A 20,840-nucleotide genomic window follows, 5' to 3' on the forward strand; every position below is an offset into this window, starting at 1 on the left:
ATTTTGACCATCTGGTTTGTAAACTTATTTGGAGCGATAAAGTTACAGAAAAACGCTCATTGCCCGCCAGTATTGCGATCGTACCCGTTGCTATTCGCGCAATTTCTATGCTGAGACTGCGCATAAGAATGCAGATATTGCCGCTGCGCCATGCATGAGTTAACGCCAGCTGAATAAAACAGCATCATTTAGCAAGATACGCTTAACTATTTCATTGCGCAGCTAATCATTAGTATGGAAAGCATAACCCGGTTTTCTTATGACAGAGGGGCAGCTGGCGTAGCCGTTACAGGCAAATCGCATCGCTATTTACCAAAATAATAGTCTTTTAAATTAACCACAGGCAGTCATAAAAACCAATTTAACCGGCATATCACCATAATTACGCTACCCACACCGGGAATCTGTCTCAATCACGCCAAAAGCCGCTGCCACCCTTCTTTTGTTATCGGGAGAGGAGTAAATTGGGCAGGTTTTAACTGGGTGGCGGGTTAAAGGACTCTGCCCGAAAAGGCGGCAACGATGAATTTCCAAATTGATAAATCCGGTAAGCTGGAAAATGTCTGTTACGACATTCGCGGACCGGTACTAAAAGAAGCAAAGCGACTTGAAGAAGAAGGCAACAAGGTTCTCAAGCTGAATATTGGCAACCCAGCGCCGTTTGGTTTTGAAGCACCTGATGAAATTCTGGTCGACGTTATACGTAATCTGCCTGGCGCGCAGGGATACTGCGACTCCAAGGGGCTCTACTCTGCTCGTAAAGCCATTATGCAGCACTATCAGGCGCGTGATATGCGCGACGTTACCGTTGAAGATATCTATATCGGCAATGGGGTATCAGAGCTGATCGTGCAGGCGATGCAGGCGCTGCTCAATAGCGGCGATGAGATGCTGGTGCCGGCACCGGATTACCCACTGTGGACGGCAGCCGTTTCACTCTCCAGCGGCAAAGCTGTCCATTACCGATGCGATGAGTCAGCCGGCTGGTTTCCGGATCTGGATGATATCCGTAGCAAAATCACACCGCGCACGCGTGGAATTGTGATTATCAACCCCAATAACCCGACCGGCGCGGTTTACAGTAAAGAGCTGCTGCTGGAGGTGGTAGAAATAGCGCGTCAGCATAACCTGATCATCTTTGCTGATGAAATCTATGACAAAATCCTCTACGACGATGCGCAGCATCACTCCATTGCGGCGCTGGCACCCGATCTTCTGACGGTGACCTTTAACGGTTTGTCTAAAACCTATCGCGTGGCCGGTTTTCGTCAGGGCTGGATGGTGCTAAACGGGCCGAAAAAGCACGCCAAAGGCTATATTGAAGGCCTGGAAATGCTCGCCTCTATGCGCCTGTGTGCCAACGTGCCCGCTCAGCATGCGATTCAGACCGCGCTGGGAGGCTACCAGAGCATCAGCGAGTTTATCGCCCCTGGCGGACGGCTCTACGAGCAGCGCCAGCGCGCCTGGGAGCTGATTAACGATATTCCCGGCGTAAGCTGCGTTAAACCGCAGGGCGCGCTTTACATGTTCCCGCGTATCGATCCGAAAAAATTTAATATTTATGACGATCAGAAGATGGTGCTCGACTTCCTGCTGCAGGAAAAAGTGCTGCTGGTACAGGGCTCCGCCTTTAACTGGCCACATCCGGATCACGTGCGCATTGTTACTCTGCCGCGGGTAGACGATCTGGAGATGGCGATCGGCAAGTTTGGACGTTTTCTGCAGGGTTACCGGCAGTAAGTCACCTTCTGCTGCAGCCAGCCAGGCGCTTAACCTGTCATGTACCTGGCTGCAGTCAGGTATATACTGTATGCATTCCGGGGAGGGGTTTCCTCCCCGCTGTGCTGACAGGATGCTGTAATGACTCAAAGCCACTTTTTCGCTCACCTCTCCCGCCTGAAACTCATCAATCGCTGGCCGCTGATGCGCAATGTGCGTACAGAAAATGTCTCTGAACACAGCCTGCAGGTCGCGATGGTGGCGCATGCGCTGGCAGTGATCAAAAATCTGAAATTTGCAGGTGAACTCAATCCCGATCGTATTGCAATGCTGGCGCTCTATCATGATGCCAGTGAAGTGCTGACCGGCGATCTGCCAACGCCGGTTAAGTATTACAACGCGCAAATTGCGCATGAATACAAAAAGATTGAGAAAATTGCCCAGCAAAAGCTGATTGAAATGCTGCCGCCCGAATTGCAGGAAGCGTATCGGCCGCTGATTGATGAACACCACTATAGCGCGGCCGAACAGGCTGTGGTGAAACAGGCTGACGCTCTCTGCGCCTATCTGAAATGCCTTGAGGAGCTCTCTGCCGGCAACCATGAATTTTCACTGGCTAAAACACGGCTGGAGAAGACCCTGACCGAGCGGCGTTCACCTGAAATGGATTATTTTATGGAGGTGTTCGTCCCGAGCTTTACTCTGTCGCTTGATGAGATTTCACAGGAGACCCCGCTCTGAGCGAGCGGGTATCATTCAGGCGCGCAGGCTCAGCGAAAAGGCGCCGGTGTCGTTCTGCGTAATTTTCAGCGTGCTCAGATCGGGCAGATTAAACAGAACCTGGTTCAGACCAGGCGTATCTGCCGCTGGATCGATGGCGATCACTGCGCTGCCGGCCGCAAGGCCTGCCGCAATACCTGCGGGCGCATCTTCTACCACCACACATTCAGACGGATGCAGGCCCAGACGCTCAGCACCCAGTAAATAGGGTTCCGGATCGGGCTTGCCGCGCCGGATATCGTTAGCCGTAATAAACACCGCTGGCAAAGGGAGCTCAGCTGCGCGATGCCGGGCGTGGGCTACCGGCACCGAACCGGAGGTGACAATCGCCCAGGGGATGTTCTGTTCATTAAGCTGCGTCAGCAGCGCGCGCGCGCCGGCTATCTCCCGTATGCCCTGCGTATCCCGGGCTTCCTGCTGCTCCAGCCAGTGAAATTCCGCCTGGATGGCGGCCTCACTCTCGCCGCGCATGAAATGGCGCAGTGAATCGATAGCGGGTTTGCCGTGAATATAATCGAGTACCACCTCAGCGCTGAGCGCATGACGCTCGCCCCACTGCGTCCAGCAGCGGTTTACTGCCGGCAGTGAATCCACCAGCGTGCCATCCAGGTCAAACAGAAATCCTTTAAAATTCACCTGCTGCTCCTTATCCGATTGTGCAGAATTAAAGATCGTCCAGAAAGGTGCGATCCAGCTGTCTGAACGCCCGTTTAAGTACATCAGCCAGCGCCTGATAGGTGGGCTTTCCCTCTACCGGTGCAATCGCCTGCCCCGCCTCTTCCAGTTTGCTGCGGACTTCGTTGAACCACTGCAGCAGCGCAGGCGGCAGCGGCGTACCGGCTCGTTTACCCAGCCACCACAATCCCTGCATCGGCAGGCTGCAGGCAAACAGCGCGGTGGCGATGGCTGGCCCCAGCTGCCCGCCCAGCGCTATCTGCCACGTCAGGGTAAATACGGCCAGCGGCGGCATAAAACGGATGGCAAAGCGGGTCGCCGTAACGACCCGGTTTTCCGGAAATACTGGCGCCAGACGTTTATCCGCAGGCCAGGTTTTCATGTAGTGTTGTCCGCGCTGAAATAAGCCAAACCAGCCCGGATTACCTGCGTCATTCGCCATTATGCACCTCAACTAATACTGCATTATTTAAAATAAATTTGTAACTACACAACTTTACGTGACATCCTTCAAAACATTTTGTTTTTGCAGGTGACAGTGGGTATTCTGACGCCGTTTTCAGTAACATTACCGGAAGCTGCCGCCTGATTAAAGCACAGCCAGAGCCAGGTATTGCTACAACGCTTTAAAAAATTTGCGTAAAATTACCGAATTTTTTTGCGTGTCGTTTTCTTTTTAGCTGGCGCATGATGTTAATCATAAATCGCCCCGCTCTCATGGGCTACGCTGTTAGTCTGATTGCGTTATTTTTAGCCACTATTTAACAAATAGGTACTTCCATGTCGACGAAGTTAGTACTGGTTCTGAACTGCGGCAGTTCTTCTCTTAAATTTGCTATCCTCAATCCAGCTACCGGCGATGAGTACCTGTCGGGACTGGCTGAATGTTTCCACCTGCCGGAAGCGCGGATTAAATGGAAGCTGGAAGGCAGCAAGCAGGAAGCACCATTGGGTGCAGGCTCAGCCCACAGCGAAGCGCTGAACTTCATCGTTAAATCTATTCTGGCACAAAAACCAGAGCTTTCGGCACAAATCGCTGCAATCGGCCACCGTATCGTACATGGCGGTGAGCGACTGACCCAGTCCGTCATCATTGATGAGGCGGTCATTCAGGGCATTAAAGATGCCTCTTCTTTTGCACCGCTGCACAATCCGGCGCATTTAATCGGCATTGATGAGGCGATGAAAAATTTCCCGCATCTCTCTGATAAGAATGTGGCGGTTTTTGATACGGCTTTCCATCAGACAATGCCTGAAGAATCGTATCTCTACGCCCTGCCTTATCATCTCTATCGCGAGCATGGCGTACGCCGCTACGGCGCTCACGGCACCAGCCACTATTATGTGACGCAGGAAGCGGCAAAAATGCTGAACAAGCCAGTCAGCGAGCTGAATATCATTACCTGCCATCTTGGCAATGGCGGCTCTGTTTCGGCTATTCGCAACGGTCAGTGTGTTGATACTTCTATGGGCCTGACGCCACTTGAAGGTTTAGTCATGGGCACCCGCAGCGGTGACATCGATCCGGCCATTGTTTTCTTCCTGCATGACGCTCTGGGTATGAGCGTTGATGCAATCAACAAGCTGCTGACCAAAGAGTCAGGGCTGCTGGGCCTGACGGAAGTAACCAGCGACTGCCGCTACGTTGAAGATAACTATGCGACTAAAGATGATGCAAAGCGTGCGATGGATGTTTTCTGCCATCGCCTGGCCAAATATATCGGCAGCTATACGGCGCTGATGGATGGTCGCCTGGATGCAGTCATCTTTACCGGCGGTATTGGCGAAAATGCTGCTCTGGTACGCGAACTGGCCCTGGGCAAACTGGGTCTGCTGGGCTTTGACCTTGATCACGAGCGCAATCTGGCTGCCCGCTTTGGCAAATCCGGTTTTATCAATAAAGAGGGTACCCGCTCTGCACTTGTCATCCCGACCAATGAAGAGCTGGTGATTGCGCAGGATGCCGCGCGTCTGACGGCCTGATCCCTTTCTTCTCCGTCAGCTCAGGCTGACGGAGCGATTTTGACACCCTGTAACACCGCGAGGTTTTTAACGTGTCACGTACAATTATGCTTATCCCCACCGGCACCAGCGTCGGCCTGACCAGCGTCAGCCTTGGCGTGATCCGCGCAATGGAGCGCAAAGGCGTGCGCCTGAGTGTTTTCAAGCCGATTGCACAGCCGCGCGCCGGTGGTGACCGACCGGACCAGACGACCACCATTATTCGTAAGAACTCCGCTATTCCTGCCGCTGAACCGCTGCAGATGTCACGCGTTGAGTCACTGCTGGGTTCAAACCAGCAGGATGTACTGATGGAAGAGATCATTGCCAACTACCACGCCACGGCCAGAGAAGCAGAGGTGGTGCTGGTCGAAGGTCTGGTGCCGACACGTAAGCATCAGTTCGCTTCGGCGCTCAACTACGAGATCGCCAAAACGCTGAACGCAGAGATTGTTTTTGTGATGGCGCTGGGCAATGACTCGCCGGCTCAGTTAAAAGAGCGTATTGAGCTAAGCCAGAGCAGCTTTGGCGGCAGTAAAAACAAAAACATCACAGGCGTTATCATCAACAAGCTGAATGCCCCGGTTGATGAGCAGGGTCGTACCCGTCCCGATCTGTCAGAGATTTTTGATGACTCCTCTAAAGCCAGCGTAGCCAACATCGATCCGAAACAGCTGTTTGCCAACAGCCCGCTGCCGGTGCTGGGCTGTGTGCCATGGAGCTTTGACCTGATCGCCACGCGCGCTATCGATATGTGCCGCCACCTCAACGCGGAAATCATCAACGAAGGTGAAATCGAGACGCGCCGCGTTAAATCTGTGACCTTCTGCGCACGCAGCATCCCGCACATGCTGGAGCATTTCCGTCCCGGCTCACTGCTGGTGACCTCGGCCGATCGCCCTGACGTACTGGTTGCTGCCTGTCTGGCAGCGATGAACGGTATTGAAATTGGTGCCATTCTGCTGACCGGCGGCTATCAGATCGAAGCGCCTATTGCCCGTCTGTGCGAGCGCGCTTTCCAGACCGGCCTGCCGGTGTTTATGGTGAAAACCAACACCTGGCAGACGTCGCTGAGCCTGCAGAGCTTCAACCTGGAAGTACCGGCTGACGATACGCAGCGTATTGAAAAAGTGCAGGAGTATGTTGCCGGCTTTATCAACGCCGACTGGGTTGAGTCGCTGACCGCCACTTCCGAACGCAGTCGTCGCCTGTCGCCTCCTGCTTTCCGCTATCAGTTGACCGAACTTGCACGTAAAGCGGGCAAACGCATTGTCCTGCCGGAAGGCGACGAACCGCGCACGGTTAAAGCGGCGGCAATCTGCGCCGAACGCGGCATTGCCACCTGCGTCCTGCTGGGGGATCCGGATGAGATCCAGCGCGTGGCGGCGGCTCAGGGCGTGGAGCTGGGCACCGGCATTGAGATTGTCGATCCGAAAGTTGTGCGCGGAAACTATGTGCCGCGCCTGGTTGAGCTGCGCAAAAGCAAAGGCATGACGGAAGTCGTGGCGGAGGAGCAGCTGGAAGACAATGTGGTGCTGGGTACCATGATGCTGGAGAGCGGAGAAGTGGATGGCCTGGTCTCTGGCGCGGTGCACACCACTGCCAATACCATTCGTCCGCCGCTGCAGCTGATCAAAACTGCGCCCGGCAGCTCGCTGGTTTCATCCGTGTTCTTTATGCTGCTGCCGGAACAGGTACTGGTTTACGGCGACTGCGCCATCAACCCCGATCCTAACCCGGAGCAGCTGGCTGAAATCGCGATTCAGTCTGCAGATTCCGCCAGCGCCTTTGGTATCGATCCGCGCGTAGCGATGATCTCTTACTCAACCGGCAACTCCGGTGCGGGCAGCGACGTTGAGAAAGTGCGCGAAGCCACCCGCATTGCGCAGGAGAAGCGCCCCGATCTGGTTATTGATGGTCCGCTGCAATATGACGCGGCCATTATGGAAGATGTTGCCAGGTCCAAAGCGCCCAATTCGGCGGTTGCCGGACGCGCCACGGTCTTTATCTTCCCGGATCTCAATACCGGTAACACTACGTACAAAGCGGTGCAGCGCTCTGCCGATCTGATCTCTATCGGCCCGATGCTGCAGGGCATGCGTAAACCGGTCAATGACCTGTCACGCGGCGCGCTGGTCGATGATATCGTCTACACCATCGCCCTGACGGCCATTCAGTCGCAGCAGGCGGAAGGATAAGCTCTCCTCCCCTGCTCAGGTATAAAAAAAGCATGCGCCAGGCGCATGCTTTTTTTTCGCGTCGTGCAGATACAGCGGTCAGCTTTCGCTGTTCTGCTTGCTGCGTGCTGCATCGCTATTACGGCTCAGCCACAGCGAGAGCGCTTTCAGTGAATCGTCGGTAAACTCATCGCAGCGCGCCGTGATCTCTTCTGGCGTCATCCAGAAAATCTCATCAACTTCACTCTCCTGCATCGCAAACGGACCGTGAGAAACACAGCTGAACAGCCCGCCCCAGACGCGGCAGTGCTGATCTTCAAAGTAGAATTTGCCGTGTTCAGCGAAGGGTACTGCCGCGATCCCCAGCTCCTCTTCCGCTTCGCGCCGTGCAGATTCGAGCATCTCTTCACCGCTCTGCACCACGCCACCCGCGGTGGCATCCAGCATACCGGGCATGAAATCTTTGGTTTCTGTGCGACGCTGTACCAGGATCTTGCCCATACCATCATGAACCACGATATAGGTGGCGCGATGGCGCAGACACTGTGCCCGCATCTGTGCCCGGCTGGCCTGCGCAATCACTTCGTTCTCTTCGCTGACGATATCCACCCACTCAATAGCGTCATCTGCCGTTTGATCCACCATCCGTAACCCTTTTGACGTTTCAGCGTGCGCGGCACGCGTCGGTTTTTTTATTGCTTTATCAGAATGCGCGTAAGGTAAAGCGTTCTTATCACTGTCGCAAGCGCTTAGCGTGCTTTGCCCGATCCCGCCAGCCTCAGCATAAGCAGCCGGGGTGCCACATCTTTACCGGCTTTTTTCACCTAAGGCAATAATCTGCTGGTCGGATCTTTGCCTCTCCGGCAGCGTCAGGGCCGCTTTTTCCCTCACGCTGCAGGCGCTGTCACACTCACTCTCCGCTTCTCTTCTATGCTCAATGCTGAGCAGATAATAATTTACAGGGAGGCTCACGATGCAATTACTGATTACCGGCGGCACCGGGTTGATTGGCCGCCACCTGATCCCGCGACTGCTGCAGCTCGGGCATCAGGTGAATGTAGTGACGCGTGACGTGGCAGCCGCGCGGGAAAAACTCGATGAGCGCGTCAGGCTCTGGTCCGGACTCGATCAGCAGTCCGACCTTAATGGCATAGAGGGCATTATAAATCTGGCTGGCGAACCTATCGCTGATAAGCGCTGGAGCGCCAGCCAGAAGCAGCAGCTGTGCGAAAGCCGCTGGCAAATCACTGAACAGCTGGTTTCACTGATCCACGCCAGCAGTACTCCTCCCGCGTTTCTAATCTCCGGTTCAGCTACTGGCTTCTATGGCGACAGCGGCGAGGTCATTGTGACCGAAGAGGATCCCGGTCAGGATGAATTTACCCATACGCTGTGCGCGCGCTGGGAACAGCTGGCGCTCAAGGCCGAGAGCGAGCAAACCCGGGTCTGCCTGCTGCGTACCGGCGTTGTGCTGGCGCGTGAGGGCGGTGCGCTGGAAAAGATGAAACTGCCTTTTCGTCTTGGCGTGGGCGGGCCGATTGGCAGCGGCAAACAGTATCTGCCGTGGATCCATATTGATGACATGATCGATGCCATCATCTGGCTGATGGATCACCCGTCGCTGCGCGGTCCGTTCAACATGGTTGCCCCCTATCCGGTGCGTAACGAACAGTTTGCCGCGACGCTGGGACAGGTCATGCACCGGCCCGCTTTTATGCGCACGCCGGCGGCCGCCATCAAACTGATGATGGGTGAATCAGCAGTGCTGGTGCTGGGCGGTCAGCATGTGCTGCCCAAACGGCTGGAGGCGTCCGGCTTTACCTTTCGCTGGTATGATTTACAGCAGGCGCTGCAGGATGTGGCGGGATCACCGCCCCGTCCATAACCATCGAAGCGGCTCAGGCCTGCTTCGGCTGGCTATTCGACGCCGTCAGACCTCCGTCGACCGGCAGGTTAACGCCGGTGATATAACGCGCGTCATCGCTGGCGATAAAAGCAGTTGCGCTAGCGGTATCTTACGGCTCACCAGCGCGGCGCTGCAGAATGCGATCATAGAAGCGTTAATGCAGCGCCTCATCTCTTTTTATCTCTTCGGTAAGATCGGTGAGAGCAAAGCCAGGGCAAACGGCGTTGTTAACCAGCATATCGACGCGCCCATATTGCCGCTGCGGCACCCATGCCGGCTCCGGTGATCACCACCACTTACTCTGCAAAGCGCGACATCTTTCCTCCGGGTTATTTCGCGGTTGACACGGCTAAGCCTGACAGCCAGTACGCTGAGTTCAAGCGAAGCCTGCAGATTTAACGTGCCGCTTAGCTGAGGCAATAACCTGCGGATATTCAAATAGTGCACTTTTTCGTACAGTCTCAACTGCGCTGCTGCGCGATACGTGATTTCACTGCGGATGCTTCCCGGGTGTGTCCCGGTTGCGGCACGCGAATAATAAACGTCAGCACGCCGGCAAACACATACAGCCCGGTGTACGCCCATACCACGCCGACGATATCGAAGAACGGCAACATAACTGAAGCAATCGCCGGTGCCACAAAGTTGCTGAGGCCTGCCGACAGATTGTAAATCGAAACGGCTGCGCCTTTATGATGCGGTTCAAGCGTCGGGAACACGGCGGTCATTGGCACAAATGCCGCGACAAAAATCCCCAGCATCACCGCCGGAATCAGCGCGACCCAGAAATTGTGGCCGGCATACAGCGGCAGGTAGTAAAACGCCAGGCTGGAGATCGCCATACCGAGGCAGCCATACCAGCGCACCTGGCGGATCCAGCCAATTTTCTCGCCGATGATGCCCCAGAAGATGTTGGTGAAAATGGTGACAAAAAAGAACACTGCCCAAATCTGCAACCATTCAGAGATGGTAAAGCCGAGACGATCAACAAACAGCAGCGGCATGATAATCGCAAAACCAAACAACGATAGCGTATTGATGATGCGAATCAGACAGGCGTAAAACACGTGCTGGTTGGTGAACAGAATGGTCACTGCGCGTGACATTTCGGTCATTTTGTCACGCAGCGGCAGATTCACACGCGAACGGTCCACCGGCACATTGCGCAGGCTGAAAAAGGCCAGTACGCCGCCCGCCGCTACCCAGCCAATCGCCAGCCACAGCGTGCCGGTTTCACCCAGCATCGGGATAGTCAGGCTGGGCAGATAGCTGCCAACCACGCCAATGCCGACCGAATACATCGCCCAGAACCATCCGGTGGCGGCAGCCAGTTTCTCGCGCGGCAATACCTGCACCAGCATCATCATGAAGGAGTAGATGAACAGCGGATAAGCCAGCCCGCGAATGCCGTAAAACAGCACCATCAGCGGATAATTGCGCAGGCCAAGACCGAGCGACATAAACAGCGTGTGCATCACTATCCACAGCACAAAGCCAATCAGCATTGCACGTTGCGGGGTAATCAACTCCGCAACCACGCCGGAAGCCCAGGCCGCCAGCGCCGCCGCCAGTCCGTAAAAGGTAAACACCAGCGCCGACTGGCCCGGCGTGAAGCCCATGTCAGTAATATGGCGGGAGAGAAACGCCATTTCGAAGCCGTCGCCCGCCATAAAGATGGCAATCGCGAGGAAGCCCCGGAACATTTTTTCGGTAAGCCAAACCAGTAATCGTTCGCTTGCATCACCATCTTCCTCTGTTCAGTAAGCCGTCAGGCAGGCAGCAGCGCGCGTGCCTGCTGTTGTTGAGCGTAGAGTTCGCGGAACAGGCGCAGGCGCTGCTGCAGCACCGCACCGCGCGCCGCATCGGGCTGGTAACGCGCCTGAACCGGCGGTTTCAGGCATACCTGCTGCTCGTTGCCGCCGGCACTGAGCCAGGCCAGACGCGCGGCCCCAAGAGCGCCCGAGGCGCTGGCTGGATGAGTGACGATCGGCAGCTGCAGCACATCCGCAATCAGCTGTGCCCACAGCGTGCTGCGCGCGCCGCCGCCGGTCAGGCTGCACTGGGTAATTTGTCGCTGCGCATCGCCCAGCACCGCCAGTCCGTCCGCCAGGCCAAACGCTACGCCTTCAATCACCGCATAGCCCAGCAGCGCACGCGGCGTTTCGTGGCGCAGATTGAAGAAGGCGCCTGAGGCATCAGGATCGTTGTGCGGTGTACGTTCACCCGAGAGATAGGGCAAAAACAGCGGTGCGCGGCGGCACTGCTCCGCGCTCAGTTCTGCCATCTCTGCCATTAGCTGGTTCTCGCTCACCGATAACAGCTGGCACAGCCAGCGCAGACAGCTGGCAGCACTTAGCATCACGCTCATCTGATGCCAGCGCCCCGGCAGCGCGTGGCAAAAAGCGTGCACGCCAGATTGTGGATCGGCCTGCAGACGGTCGTTAACCACGAAGATCACGCCGGATGTGCCGAGTGAGATAAACGCATCGCCGGGATTAACCGCGCCAACGCCTACCGCAGAGGCCGCGTTATCACCGCCGCCGCCTGCCACGCTCACCGTGGCGGACAAGCCCCAGGCGCGGGCAACATCTTCACGCAGCGTGCCGCTGACTGCACTTCCCTCCACCAGCGTGGGCAGTTGCGCGCGCGTCAGTCCGCTTATCGCCAGCAGTTCATCTGACCAGTCGCGCTGTGCCACATCCAGCCACAGCGTGCCCGCCGCATCGGACGGCTCGCTGACGAATGCTCCGGTGAGCCGCCAGCGCAGATAATCTTTCGGCAGCAGCACTTTCGCGATGCGCCGGAAGATCGCGGGTTCATGCTCAGCCACCCAGTGCAGTTTGGGGGCGGTAAAGCCCGGCATGATCATGTTGCCGCTGATGTGCATCATCTGCGGATGTCGGGTGCGCAGCGTCTCGCACTCGGCGGCGCTGCGCGTGTCGTTCCACAGTATGCACGGGCGCAATACCTGGCCGTCGGCATCCAGCAGCACTGCGCCGTGCATCTGGCCGGAGAGACCAATGGCGCGGATGGCGTGCCAGGCATCCGGCACCTGTTGTCGCAGTGCGGCCAGCACCTGTTCGCACGCCTGCCACCAGCTTTCCGGATCCTGCTCAGCCCAGTGCGGATGTGGACGCTGCACGCTAAGCGTGGCATGGCTGGAAGCCACAATGTCGCCCTGCGCGTTGACGATCAGCGCTTTGAGTTCGGAGGTGCCAATATCAATGCCGAGATACATCACACGCTCCTTATACCGCTGCCAGCATCTGTTCAGGCTGTTTCAGCCAGCGCTGCAGATCCGCTACCGTACGGTGCATCAGCGTGTGAAATGCGGCATCATCCGCCAGTTCAGCAAACAGCGCTTTGTCGCGGATAAACACGTCCAGCGCATCGGCGGCCGCAAATTGCTGATGCAATGCCTCTGCCTGCAACGCGCCATCCTGATAGGTATAAGGCAGATCGTCAGCGGCCCAGCGCTGCAGAAACAGGAAGAACAGCGCCGGCAATACCGCCGTAGCGGCGGGCTCCGCGCCGCGCTGCCAGGTCTCACGCAGCGTCGGCGTTACCATGCCAGGGATTTTTGACAGGCCATCCGCGCCGACGCGCTGGTTGGTATCTTTGATATAGGGATTACTGAAGCGCGCCAGTACCACATCGCGGTAATCGGCGAGATCGAGCGGACTCGGCGTGAGCGACGGAATAACATCCTGGGTGATGTAGTCGTGCGCCAGCTGATAAATCGCCGACTGGCGCGTGCTGTCGTCAATGTAATTCAGTCCGGTAAGCGTGCCCGCCCAGGCAATCGCCGCGTGCGTGGCGTTGAGAATGCGGATTTTCGCCTCTTCCCACGGTAACACACTGTCCACCAGCTCAACGCCCACTTTCTCCAGCGCCGGGCGACCGGCGATGAAATTGTCTTCGATTACCCATTGAATGAAGGATTCAGCCATCACGGCCGCGCCATCCTCCTTACCGGTAGCGGCCCTGACGCGTTCCGCCACATCGGATGTCGGGCGCGGTGTGATGCGGTCTACCATGGTGTCAGGCGACGTGGTGTTATCACGCACCCAGGCCGCCAGCGCGATATCGCCTTTCGCCGCCAGAAATGAGAGGAACCCGTGGCGGAAGCGCTCTCCGTTGTGGCGCAGGTTATCGCAGCTCAGCAGCGTAACCGCTGCGCCGCCGCTGGCCATACGCTGCTGCAGAATCCGCGTCAGCGCGCCGTACAGCGTGCGGATTTCACCGTGAATATCAGCCTGCACGTCCGGCTGCGCCAGATCCAGCTCATGCTCTGGCGTCAGGTAGTAACCGGCTTCGGTCACGGTAAAGCTGATCACGCGGGTGTGCGCCTCTGCGCCCTGGGCGACCAGCGCACTGATGTCACTGTCCCACGGCAGGATTTTGCGCAGCGAGGTGATGGTTTCATACGCGCGTTCGCCCTCTGGCGTGACAGTCTCCAGCACATACTCGCCGTTCTGCGCCTGCAGCTGATTGAGCTGTACCGCTGCATCATTGCGGATGTTGCCCAGCGCAATGCTCCAGCTCTCATCACCCTGCTCACGTAGCTTGTGCAGATACCACGCCTGATGGGCACGGTGAAAGGAGCCAGCACCGATGTGCATCCATACTAAATTCGTCGTCATAATCGCCTCTAAGTAAGCTTTTGCCATTGCGAAGGGCATTTGCCCGATACGACGTAGCATAGTCGTCGGCTAACATTTTGTTCTGCGAGATGCATCACAATTAATACATTTGCTCTTATTTAGGGCTTTTGCCCGATTAGCACTTGTGTCTGATTCCGCGATAAACTGACGCTTCAGTTTTCAACGGAAGCGCGTGATGAGCAGAGAAGAGAAAAAGCAGGAGCTGGCGGCGCGGGCGGCATGGATGTATTACGTCGCTGGCGTAACACAGCAGGAGATTGCGCGCGCGCTCGGCTTATCGCGTCAGGTGGCGCAGCGGCTGGTGTCAAGCGCACGGGAAATGGGCATGGTCAGCGTCAAAATCGATCATCCGGTTACCCACTGTCTGCAACTGGCGCACGAGGTGCAGACGAAATTTGGTCTTGATCTGTGTCGGGTGGTGCCCTCTGCCCGTCTGGAGGATGACGCTATTCAGCAGATGCTGGCCGTTGAAGGGGCCTCAGTGATGAGCCAGTTTATCAGCGAGGAGCAGCCGCAGGTGTTCGGCATTGGATCCGGCAAAACGCTGCGTTCGATGATCGACGCGCTGCCGTGGATTGAACGACCACAGCATCAGTGCGTGTCGATGATTGGTGCGATTGCGCGCGATGATTCCGGAACGCGTTACGACGTGCCGCTAAAGATGGCTGAGAAAATGCAGGGAAAATATTTTTTTATCCCCGCGCCGCTCTATGCCGACACGCCCGAAGACAAAACTATGTGGGTGCAGCATCAGGTCTACCAGCGTGTGACGCAGCGCGCCCTGCAGGCGGACGTTGCGTTTGTTGGCATTGGTGAAGTGCAGCCGGGCTGTCCGCTAAATGCCGAAGGCTTTATAACCGATGTGCAGGTCAGAGCGCTTAACACGCGTGGCGTGGTAGGTGAGATGCTTGGCCATTTCTTTAATCAGCAGGGCGAGCGGGTATGGGGCGAAACTGATGCGCTGCTCACCAGCGTGCTGCTGGAGAGTCAGACGCAGCGGAAGATTATCGGCTTTGCCGGCAGCGCACGGAAATATCCGGCCATTCGCGCCGCGCTGTTGGGTGGGTGGATCTCCGGGCTGGTGACCGACGAAGACACGGCGCTGAAGTTGCTTGGCGGGTGATTAAAACGTTTTTGCGATACGTAGCGGCGCGATTTATCGCGCGGGGTTGATTGCCAAATGGCAAACAAGTGCGCCATGAATTGCGCCGCTACGGCTCAGCAGCCTATTTTAACGAGCCTTTTAAAAACTGCTGCAGGCGCGGACTCTTTGGATTGCCAAACAGCTCATCGGGCGTCCCCTCTTCCTCAATTTTTCCCTGATGCAGGAAAATCACATGGTTAGAGACGTGGCGGGCAAACTCCATCTCGTGCGTGACCACAACCATGGTTTTTCCCTCTTCCGCCAGCTTCTGCATAATACGCAGCACTTCGCCTACCAGCTCGGGGTCGAGCGCTGAGGTCGGTTCATCAAACAGCAGCACTTCCGGTTCCATTGCCAGCGCACGGGCAATCGAGACGCGCTGCTGCTGGCCACCAGAGAGATGTACCGGATATTTTGCCCGCGCGCGCGCATCAATCCCGACTTTATCCAGATATTTAATCGCCCGTTCGCGCGCTTCCGCCTTGCTCAGACCAAGCACCTGAATGGGTGCTTCAGTCACATTATCCAGCACCGTCATATGACTCCAGAGATTGAAGTGCTGAAACACCATGGTGAGGCGCGTGCGCAGCGAGCGCAGCTGCTCCTTGTTCGCCACTTTCAGCTGGCCGTCGGTATCACGCACCAGCGCAATCTGTTCGTTATTAACAGCGATAGCCCCTTCGCTCGGCTTTTCGAGGAAGTTAATGCAGCGTAAAAACGTACTTTTCCCGGAGCCGGAAGAGCCAATGATGCTAATCACATCGCCGGCATTGGCGCGCAGTGAGACGCCTTTCAGAACTTCATGTTCACCGTAACGTTTGTGCAGTTCGGCAACCTGTAATTTATTTTCAGCCATAGTGATACTCAGTGCGACGAAGAGGGTTTCACATGTGCCAGAAAGCGGCGCTCCGCAAGGCGGAACAGGCTAATCAGCACATAAGAGATAATCAGATAGAGCACGGCAGCGAGCCCAAACGCGGTAAACGGCTGATAGGTGGCCGAGTTAATATCACGCGCGATTTTCAGCAGATCCGGCACGGTCGCAGTAAACGCCAGCGCGGTGGAGTGCAGCATCAGGATCACTTCATTGCTGTATGCGGGCAGCGCGGTACGCAGCGCGGAGGGCAAAATGATGCAGCGGTAAAGCTTTACGGTTGAAAAACCGTAGGCGCGCGCCGCTTCAATTTCGCCATGTGGCACAGCGCGGATGGCGCCCGCAAAGATTTCAGTGGTGTAGGCGCAGGTATTCAGCGTAAATGCCAGCAGCGTACAGTTCAGACCGCTGCGAAAAAAGGCGTTCAGCAGCTCAGATCCTTTCACCACTTCCAGCGTATACATGCCGGAGTAGAACACCAGCAGCTGGACGTAGAGCGGCGTGCCGCGAAACACATAGGTAAACAGCCAGACCGGGGTTGAGATAAACCGGTTGGGTGATACGCGGGCGATGGCCAGGATCACAGCCAGACAGCCGCCGAGCACAACAGAAAGAATAAGCAGCCACAGCGTGATCGCCACGCCGGTGAAGCGATAGCCATCGGTCCAGAGCAGTTGTTTCCAGTACTCCTGAATAATCTCAATCATAATTCTGCCCTTTTTACCCCGACCGAGTAGCGGCGCTCAAGCCACCACAACACGCCATTAGAAAGCGTGGTAAACACCAGATAGATCACCCCTGCCACAATGGCAAAGTAGAACGGCTGCCAGGTACTCTTGCCCGCCAGCTGCGTCGCTTTGACCACATCCTCCAGCCCCAGCAGCGACACCAGTGCGGTAGCCTTGAGGATCACCTGCCAGTTGTTTCCGATGCCGGGCAGCGCAAAACGCATCATGGCCGGAAACAGAATGCGCCGGAACGTCTGCGAGCCGGTAAAACCAAAGGCGGTAGCGGCTTCAATCTGTCCCTTCGGCACCGCCAGAAACGCGCCGCGAAAGGTTTCAGTAAAATAGGCGCCGTAGATAAACCCGAGGGTAATGATACCGGCCACCATCGGGTCGATATCAAACTGCGCCAGGCCCAGCGCGTCAGTTACCGCGTTGAGCGCAATCTGCAGCCCGTAAAAGATCAGCAGCATCAGCACCAGATCGGGCACGCCGCGGATCAGGGTGGTGTACCCCTCCGCAATGATGGCCAGCGGCCGGCTGCGCGACAGTTTGGCACCCGCCCCGAGCAGGCCGAGGATAACCGCCAGCAGCACGGCGCTCAGCGCCAGCTCCAGCGTCACCAGCGTGCCTTTGAGAATGACTTCAGAATAGCCGTACAACATGATTTCGATCCTGTCGTGAGAGGAAAATAACACACGCTGCCCGGGAAATAGCGGACAGTCCTGACCAGGGATATGAATCACGGAAGGATAGCGGCAAGCGTATGAACCCCGGGAGTTTACATAAGTAAGCGCCCGGAGTGAATAGTTATGGCCCCGGTTCCTGTCACTCAACCCGCAGTATCAGGAAACAGGTCGATCAGTCACCGTAGACGTTGAAATCGAAATATTTTTTCGCAATCTTGTCGTAGGTGCCATCTTTGCGCATCTCATTAAACGCCTTATCGATGGCGGCTTTAAGATCGCTGTCATCTTTGCGCAGGCCCATGCCGGTGCCTACACCAAAGATTTTGTCATCTTTCACCGCCGGGCCAGCAAACGCATAGTTTTTGCCTACCGGCTGCTTCAGAAAGCCTTCGCTCGCCTGCACTTCATCCTGGAAAGCGGCATCAATGCGTCCGGCGTTCAGGTCCTGATAGACCAGATCCTGATTTGCATAAGGCGTCACGGTAACGCCCTTCGGCCGCCAGTATTGATTCGCATAGGTTTCCTGCGTGGTACCCTGCAGCAGACCGATATTTTTGCCCTTCAGCGATTCAATCGTTGGCTGCAGCGGAGAGCCTTTTGCCGCCACCAGACGGGCGTTAGCCGCATAGAGTTTTTCCGAGAAGCCAATCTCCTCCTGACGCTTTTCGGTGATAGAGAGCGACGAAATAATGGCATCAATTTTTTTCGCTTTCAGCGACGGAATAAGCGCATCGAAATCACTTTCCACATAGGTACATTTGGCCTGAATGCGTTTGCAAATCTCATTGGCAAGGTCGATATCAAACCCCACCAGCTGGCCCTGGGCATTTTTTGACTCAAACGGCGGGTAAGTTGGATCGGTCCCGATACGCAGCGACTGCGGTACTGCGGCAAAAACGCTGGCGGTGCCGGTCATTGCCAGCAGCAGGGAGAGAGCCAGAACTCGCTTTTTCATAGTTTACCCTCAAGTGACGTGCTTATTGTTATGTGGTGTGATGTGTGTTTTGCGCTGAATGGATTGCAGTTTTCATGCCAGGTCTCAGAGCTGGCGATGCAGCATGCAGGCGCGCTAACGAGAGCGTCGTAACGGGACGCAGAGAGTTCGTTATGAAGGGAATATAACAGCGGGATGCAGAAGAAAAAGCGAGTTTGCTAACTTTTAGTGCAGATTATGCACGAAGAGTGATCGACACCGCGAATTTGCACATCCATTGTGCAGCGCGCAACGTTTATGCGCCATTCCAGCGCATAAACAGATCTTCCGGCAGCGTGATATCAAACTGATCCACCACGCGATTAACCGTCTGGTCGACCAAATCCTCAATACGCTGCGGCCGGTGATAGAAAGCCGGCACCGGCGGCATGATCATCGCGCCCAGTTCAGCCGCCGTGGTCATCATACGCAGATGACCGACGTGCAGCGGGGTTTCGCGTACGCAGAGCACCAGGCGGCGCTGCTCTTTCAGCACGACGTCAGCGGCGCGCGTCAGCAGGCTGTCGCTGTAGCTGTGTACAATGCCGGAGAGCGTTTTCATTGAGCACGGCAGGATCACCATACCCAGCGTTTTAAATGAGCCGGAAGAGATGCTTGCCCCGATATCCCGCACGTCATGCACCACGCTGGCAAGCGCCTGCACATCCCGCACGCTGTAGTCAGTTTCCAGCGCCAGCGTCTGGCGCGCTGCCGGGCTCATCACCAGATGGGTTTCCACTTCCGGCACCGATTGCAGCACCTGCAGCAGCCGCACGCCGTAAATTGCGCCGCTGGCGCCGGAAAGACCCACGATGAGACGTTTCATAACTCTGCCTTACTCTGTTCAGAATCGGCAATGATAGCCTGCCACAGGCAAAAATGCGCTGGCGCCCGGTGAAAAAGCGCAAAACAGACGGGGCAGACTTTCGCCTGCCCCGCGGGAGTGCCGGATAAAAGCTCAATCAGCCTTCGTTATGGATCTCCAGCCCTTCCACTTCGTTCTGACGCTGCAGCGCTTTGGCGTCGTCGTTACGCAGCGACTGCAGATACTCGAGGTATTGCTGATCCACATCCTTAGTGACGTAAACGCCGTTGAAGACGGAGCACTCAAACTGCTCAATGTCCGGATTCTCTTCGCGTACCGCTTCGATCAGATCGTTCAGATCCTGGAAGATCAGCGCATCCGCCTTAATCAGCTTGCGGATCTCCTCCACCTCACGGCCATGGGCAATCAGCTCGGTAGCGCTTGGCATGTCGATGCCATAGACGTTTGGAAAGCGGATCTCCGGTGCAGCCGACGCGAGATAAACCCGTTTAGCACCCGCCTCGCGCGCCATCTCGATAATCTGTTCAGAGGTCGTACCGCGCACGATAGAGTCATCCACCAGCAGCACATTTTTATCGCGGAACTCTGCACGGTTGGCGTTGAGCTTACGGCGAACGGCGCTGCGGCGCAGATGCTGGCCCGGCATGATAAAGGTACGGCCCACATAGCGGTTTTTCACAAATCCCTGACGGTAGGGCTTGTTCAGGATGCGCGCAATCTCCAGCGCGGTATCGGTCGAGGTTTCCGGAATCGGAATCACCACGTCGATATCGAGATCTTCCCACTCCCGGGCAATTTTTTCCCCGAGCTTGGTGCCCATGCGCACGCGCGCACTATAGACGGAAATCTTATCCAGGAAAGAGTCCGGGCGGGCAAAATAGACATATTCAAACAGGCAGGGATTACTTTTCGGGTACTCTGAACACTGGCGGGTCGAAAGCTGGCCCTGTTCAGTGATATAGACCGCTTCACCCGGCGCAACGTCACGAATGAACTCAAATCCCAGCGTATCCAGCGCCACGCTCTCCGAGGCAACCATATACTCTGTGCGGCCATCCTGCATGTCGCGCTTGCCGAGCACCAGTGGACGAATCCCGTTCGGATCGCGAAACGCCACCATACCGTGTCCGATAATCATCGCCACCACGGCATAAGCGCCACGCACCTGCTGATGCACTGCCGCTACCGCGGCAAAAATGGTTTCCGCATCGAGCGGATAGTGCTGAAAGCGATCCAGCTCCTGCGCAAAAATGTTGAGCAGGATCTCTGAATCGGAGGTGGTATTAACGTGACGGCGACCGGTCTCAAACAGCTGTTTGCGCAGCTCATGCGCATTGGTGAGATTGCCGTTATGCGCCAGCGTAATACCGTAAGGGGAGTTAACGTAAAACGGCTGCGCTTCAGAGGCGCTGGAGCTGCCGGCGGTAGGGTAACGCACGTGGCCGATACCGATATTGCCCTGCAAACGCTGCATGTGGCGCGCTTCAAACACGTCGCTGACCAGACCATTTGCTTTGCGCAGACGGAAGCAGTTCAGCGCATCGATAGTACAAATGCCGGCGGCATCCTGTCCGCGGTGCTGCAGCACCGTTAACGCGTCATAGATCGACTGGTTTACTGGCATAAAACCGGTGATACCAACAATACCGCACATATTGTCATTTCCTCATTAGCCGCACTCCCGATG

At 56.3% G+C, this 20,840-nt stretch carries 17 protein-coding genes and 2 pseudogenes; 6 read left to right on the plus strand and 13 right to left on the minus strand.

The genetic code is table 11. The features are described from left to right. Positions 1-522: 522 nt before the first annotated feature. Positions 523-1,740, plus strand: a complete 1,218-nt coding sequence (locus DBY66_RS08055) for a pyridoxal phosphate-dependent aminotransferase (protein ID WP_039379037.1) — start codon at positions 523-525, stop codon at positions 1,738-1,740. A gap of 120 nt (positions 1,741-1,860) precedes the next feature. Then, the gene (gene yfbR, locus DBY66_RS08060; protein WP_039379039.1) at positions 1,861-2,460 is read left to right on the plus strand and encodes a 5'-deoxynucleotidase; all 600 of its coding nucleotides are present in this window, start codon (positions 1,861-1,863) and stop codon (positions 2,458-2,460) included. A gap of 15 nt (positions 2,461-2,475) precedes the next feature. Here yfbR and DBY66_RS08065 read toward each other — a convergent pair whose 3' ends face one another. Next, positions 2,476-3,135, minus strand: a complete 660-nt coding sequence (locus DBY66_RS08065; protein WP_071668057.1) for a sugar phosphatase — start codon at positions 3,133-3,135, stop codon at positions 2,476-2,478. A gap of 28 nt (positions 3,136-3,163) precedes the next feature. Beyond that, positions 3,164-3,619 (minus strand): terminus macrodomain insulation protein YfbV, encoded by a 456-nt coding sequence (yfbV, locus tag DBY66_RS08070; protein ID WP_186368972.1) that lies wholly within the window; start codon positions 3,617-3,619, stop codon positions 3,164-3,166. Positions 3,620-3,954: 335 nt separating this feature from the next. On the opposite strand from yfbV, the gene ackA reads away from it, so the two are divergent. Both ackA and pta read left to right on the plus strand, forming a co-directional pair. After that, complete coding sequence (ackA, locus tag DBY66_RS08075; protein ID WP_108569506.1) at positions 3,955-5,157, plus strand: acetate kinase; 1,203 nt, start codon at positions 3,955-3,957, stop codon at positions 5,155-5,157. A 71-nt stretch (positions 5,158-5,228) separates the two neighbouring features. After that, entirely contained in the window at positions 5,229-7,373 is a 2,145-nt protein-coding gene (pta, locus tag DBY66_RS08080; RefSeq protein ID WP_169713301.1) for a phosphate acetyltransferase, read from the plus strand. A gap of 78 nt (positions 7,374-7,451) precedes the next feature. On the opposite strand, the gene yfcD is transcribed toward pta, so the two are convergent. Continuing rightward, positions 7,452-7,997: an NUDIX hydrolase YfcD gene (gene yfcD, locus DBY66_RS08085; RefSeq protein ID WP_039379079.1), complete on the minus strand. Its 546-nt coding sequence runs from the start codon at positions 7,995-7,997 to the stop codon at positions 7,452-7,454. Between the two features lie 328 nt (positions 7,998-8,325). Here yfcD and DBY66_RS08090 point away from each other — a divergent pair, with 328 nt between their 5' ends. Next, positions 8,326-9,237 (plus strand): TIGR01777 family oxidoreductase, encoded by a 912-nt coding sequence (locus DBY66_RS08090; protein WP_039379083.1) that lies wholly within the window; start codon positions 8,326-8,328, stop codon positions 9,235-9,237. Positions 9,238-9,250: 13 nt separating this feature from the next. Here DBY66_RS08090 and DBY66_RS08095 read toward each other — a convergent pair. The 4 genes and pseudogenes from DBY66_RS08095 to dalD all read right to left on the minus strand — a co-directional run. Continuing rightward, positions 9,251-9,484, minus strand: a pseudogene (locus tag DBY66_RS08095) (SDR family oxidoreductase); the annotation flags it as partial. Between the two features lie 235 nt (positions 9,485-9,719). Beyond that, a pseudogene (locus tag DBY66_RS08100) lies at positions 9,720-10,999 on the minus strand (MFS transporter). Between the two features lie 27 nt (positions 11,000-11,026). Continuing rightward, a complete protein-coding gene (gene xylB / locus DBY66_RS08105; protein ID WP_108569505.1) occupies positions 11,027-12,496 on the minus strand; it encodes a xylulokinase in 1,470 nt (489 codons plus the stop codon). Positions 12,497-12,506: 10 nt separating this feature from the next. Then, positions 12,507-13,901 carry a D-arabinitol 4-dehydrogenase gene (gene dalD / locus DBY66_RS08110; protein ID WP_108569605.1) on the minus strand — a complete coding sequence of 465 codons (1,395 nt, stop codon included), beginning with the start codon at positions 13,899-13,901 and terminating at the stop codon, positions 12,507-12,509. Positions 13,902-14,097: 196 nt separating this feature from the next. Between dalD and DBY66_RS08115 the strand changes: the two genes are divergently transcribed. Then, positions 14,098-15,045, plus strand: a complete 948-nt coding sequence (locus DBY66_RS08115; protein ID WP_108569504.1) for a sugar-binding transcriptional regulator — start codon at positions 14,098-14,100, stop codon at positions 15,043-15,045. A 103-nt stretch (positions 15,046-15,148) separates the two neighbouring features. Here the strand turns inward: DBY66_RS08115 and hisP are convergent, their stop codons facing one another. From hisP to purF, 6 genes are all read right to left on the minus strand, one after another. Continuing rightward, complete coding sequence (hisP, locus tag DBY66_RS08120; protein ID WP_039379092.1) at positions 15,149-15,922, minus strand: histidine ABC transporter ATP-binding protein HisP; 774 nt, start codon at positions 15,920-15,922, stop codon at positions 15,149-15,151. Positions 15,923-15,930: 8 nt separating this feature from the next. Beyond that, positions 15,931-16,647: an ABC transporter permease gene (locus DBY66_RS08125; RefSeq protein ID WP_039379094.1), complete on the minus strand. Its 717-nt coding sequence runs from the start codon at positions 16,645-16,647 to the stop codon at positions 15,931-15,933. After that, a complete protein-coding gene (locus DBY66_RS08130; RefSeq protein ID WP_039379095.1) occupies positions 16,644-17,330 on the minus strand; it encodes a histidine ABC transporter permease HisQ in 687 nt (228 codons plus the stop codon). Before DBY66_RS08130 ends, DBY66_RS08125 begins: the two co-directional genes overlap by 4 nt. 196 nt (positions 17,331-17,526) lie before the next feature. Continuing rightward, positions 17,527-18,309 carry a lysine/arginine/ornithine ABC transporter substrate-binding protein ArgT gene (gene argT / locus DBY66_RS08135; protein ID WP_039379096.1) on the minus strand — a complete coding sequence of 261 codons (783 nt, stop codon included), beginning with the start codon at positions 18,307-18,309 and terminating at the stop codon, positions 17,527-17,529. Between the two features lie 274 nt (positions 18,310-18,583). After that, the gene (locus DBY66_RS08140) at positions 18,584-19,153 is read right to left on the minus strand and encodes a UbiX family flavin prenyltransferase (RefSeq protein ID WP_039379099.1); all 570 of its coding nucleotides are present in this window, start codon (positions 19,151-19,153) and stop codon (positions 18,584-18,586) included. Between the two features lie 136 nt (positions 19,154-19,289). Then, on the minus strand, positions 19,290-20,807 hold the full coding sequence (gene purF / locus DBY66_RS08145) for an amidophosphoribosyltransferase (protein WP_108569503.1): 1,518 nt from the start codon (positions 20,805-20,807) through the stop codon (positions 19,290-19,292). Positions 20,808-20,840: the final 33 nt, after the last annotated feature.

The organism is Pantoea sp. RIT413, assembly GCF_003057675.2.
Taxonomy (GTDB): domain Bacteria; phylum Pseudomonadota; class Gammaproteobacteria; order Enterobacterales; family Enterobacteriaceae; genus Pantoea; species Pantoea eucrina.

Coding starts and splice junctions, on each gene's coding strand:
- DBY66_RS08055 (WP_039379037.1), top strand. CDS start 523: ATGAATTTCCAAATTGATAAATCCGGTAAGCTGGAAAATGTCTGTTAC.
- yfbR (WP_039379039.1), top strand. CDS start 1,861: ATGACTCAAAGCCACTTTTTCGCTCACCTCTCCCGCCTGAAACTCATC.
- ackA (WP_108569506.1), top strand. CDS start 3,955: ATGTCGACGAAGTTAGTACTGGTTCTGAACTGCGGCAGTTCTTCTCTT.
- yfcD (WP_039379079.1), bottom strand. CDS start 7,997: ATGGTGGATCAAACGGCAGATGACGCTATTGAGTGGGTGGATATCGTC.
- DBY66_RS08090 (WP_039379083.1), top strand. CDS start 8,326: ATGCAATTACTGATTACCGGCGGCACCGGGTTGATTGGCCGCCACCTG.
- xylB (WP_108569505.1), bottom strand. CDS start 12,496: ATGTATCTCGGCATTGATATTGGCACCTCCGAACTCAAAGCGCTGATC.
- dalD (WP_108569605.1), bottom strand. CDS start 13,901: ATGACGACGAATTTAGTATGGATGCACATCGGTGCTGGCTCCTTTCAC.
- DBY66_RS08115 (WP_108569504.1), top strand. CDS start 14,098: ATGAGCAGAGAAGAGAAAAAGCAGGAGCTGGCGGCGCGGGCGGCATGG.
- hisP (WP_039379092.1), bottom strand. CDS start 15,922: ATGGCTGAAAATAAATTACAGGTTGCCGAACTGCACAAACGTTACGGT.
- DBY66_RS08125 (WP_039379094.1), bottom strand. CDS start 16,647: ATGATTGAGATTATTCAGGAGTACTGGAAACAACTGCTCTGGACCGAT.
- DBY66_RS08130 (WP_039379095.1), bottom strand. CDS start 17,330: ATGTTGTACGGCTATTCTGAAGTCATTCTCAAAGGCACGCTGGTGACG.
- argT (WP_039379096.1), bottom strand. CDS start 18,309: ATGAAAAAGCGAGTTCTGGCTCTCTCCCTGCTGCTGGCAATGACCGGC.
- DBY66_RS08140 (WP_039379099.1), bottom strand. CDS start 19,153: ATGAAACGTCTCATCGTGGGTCTTTCCGGCGCCAGCGGCGCAATTTAC.
- purF (WP_108569503.1), bottom strand. CDS start 20,807: ATGTGCGGTATTGTTGGTATCACCGGTTTTATGCCAGTAAACCAGTCG.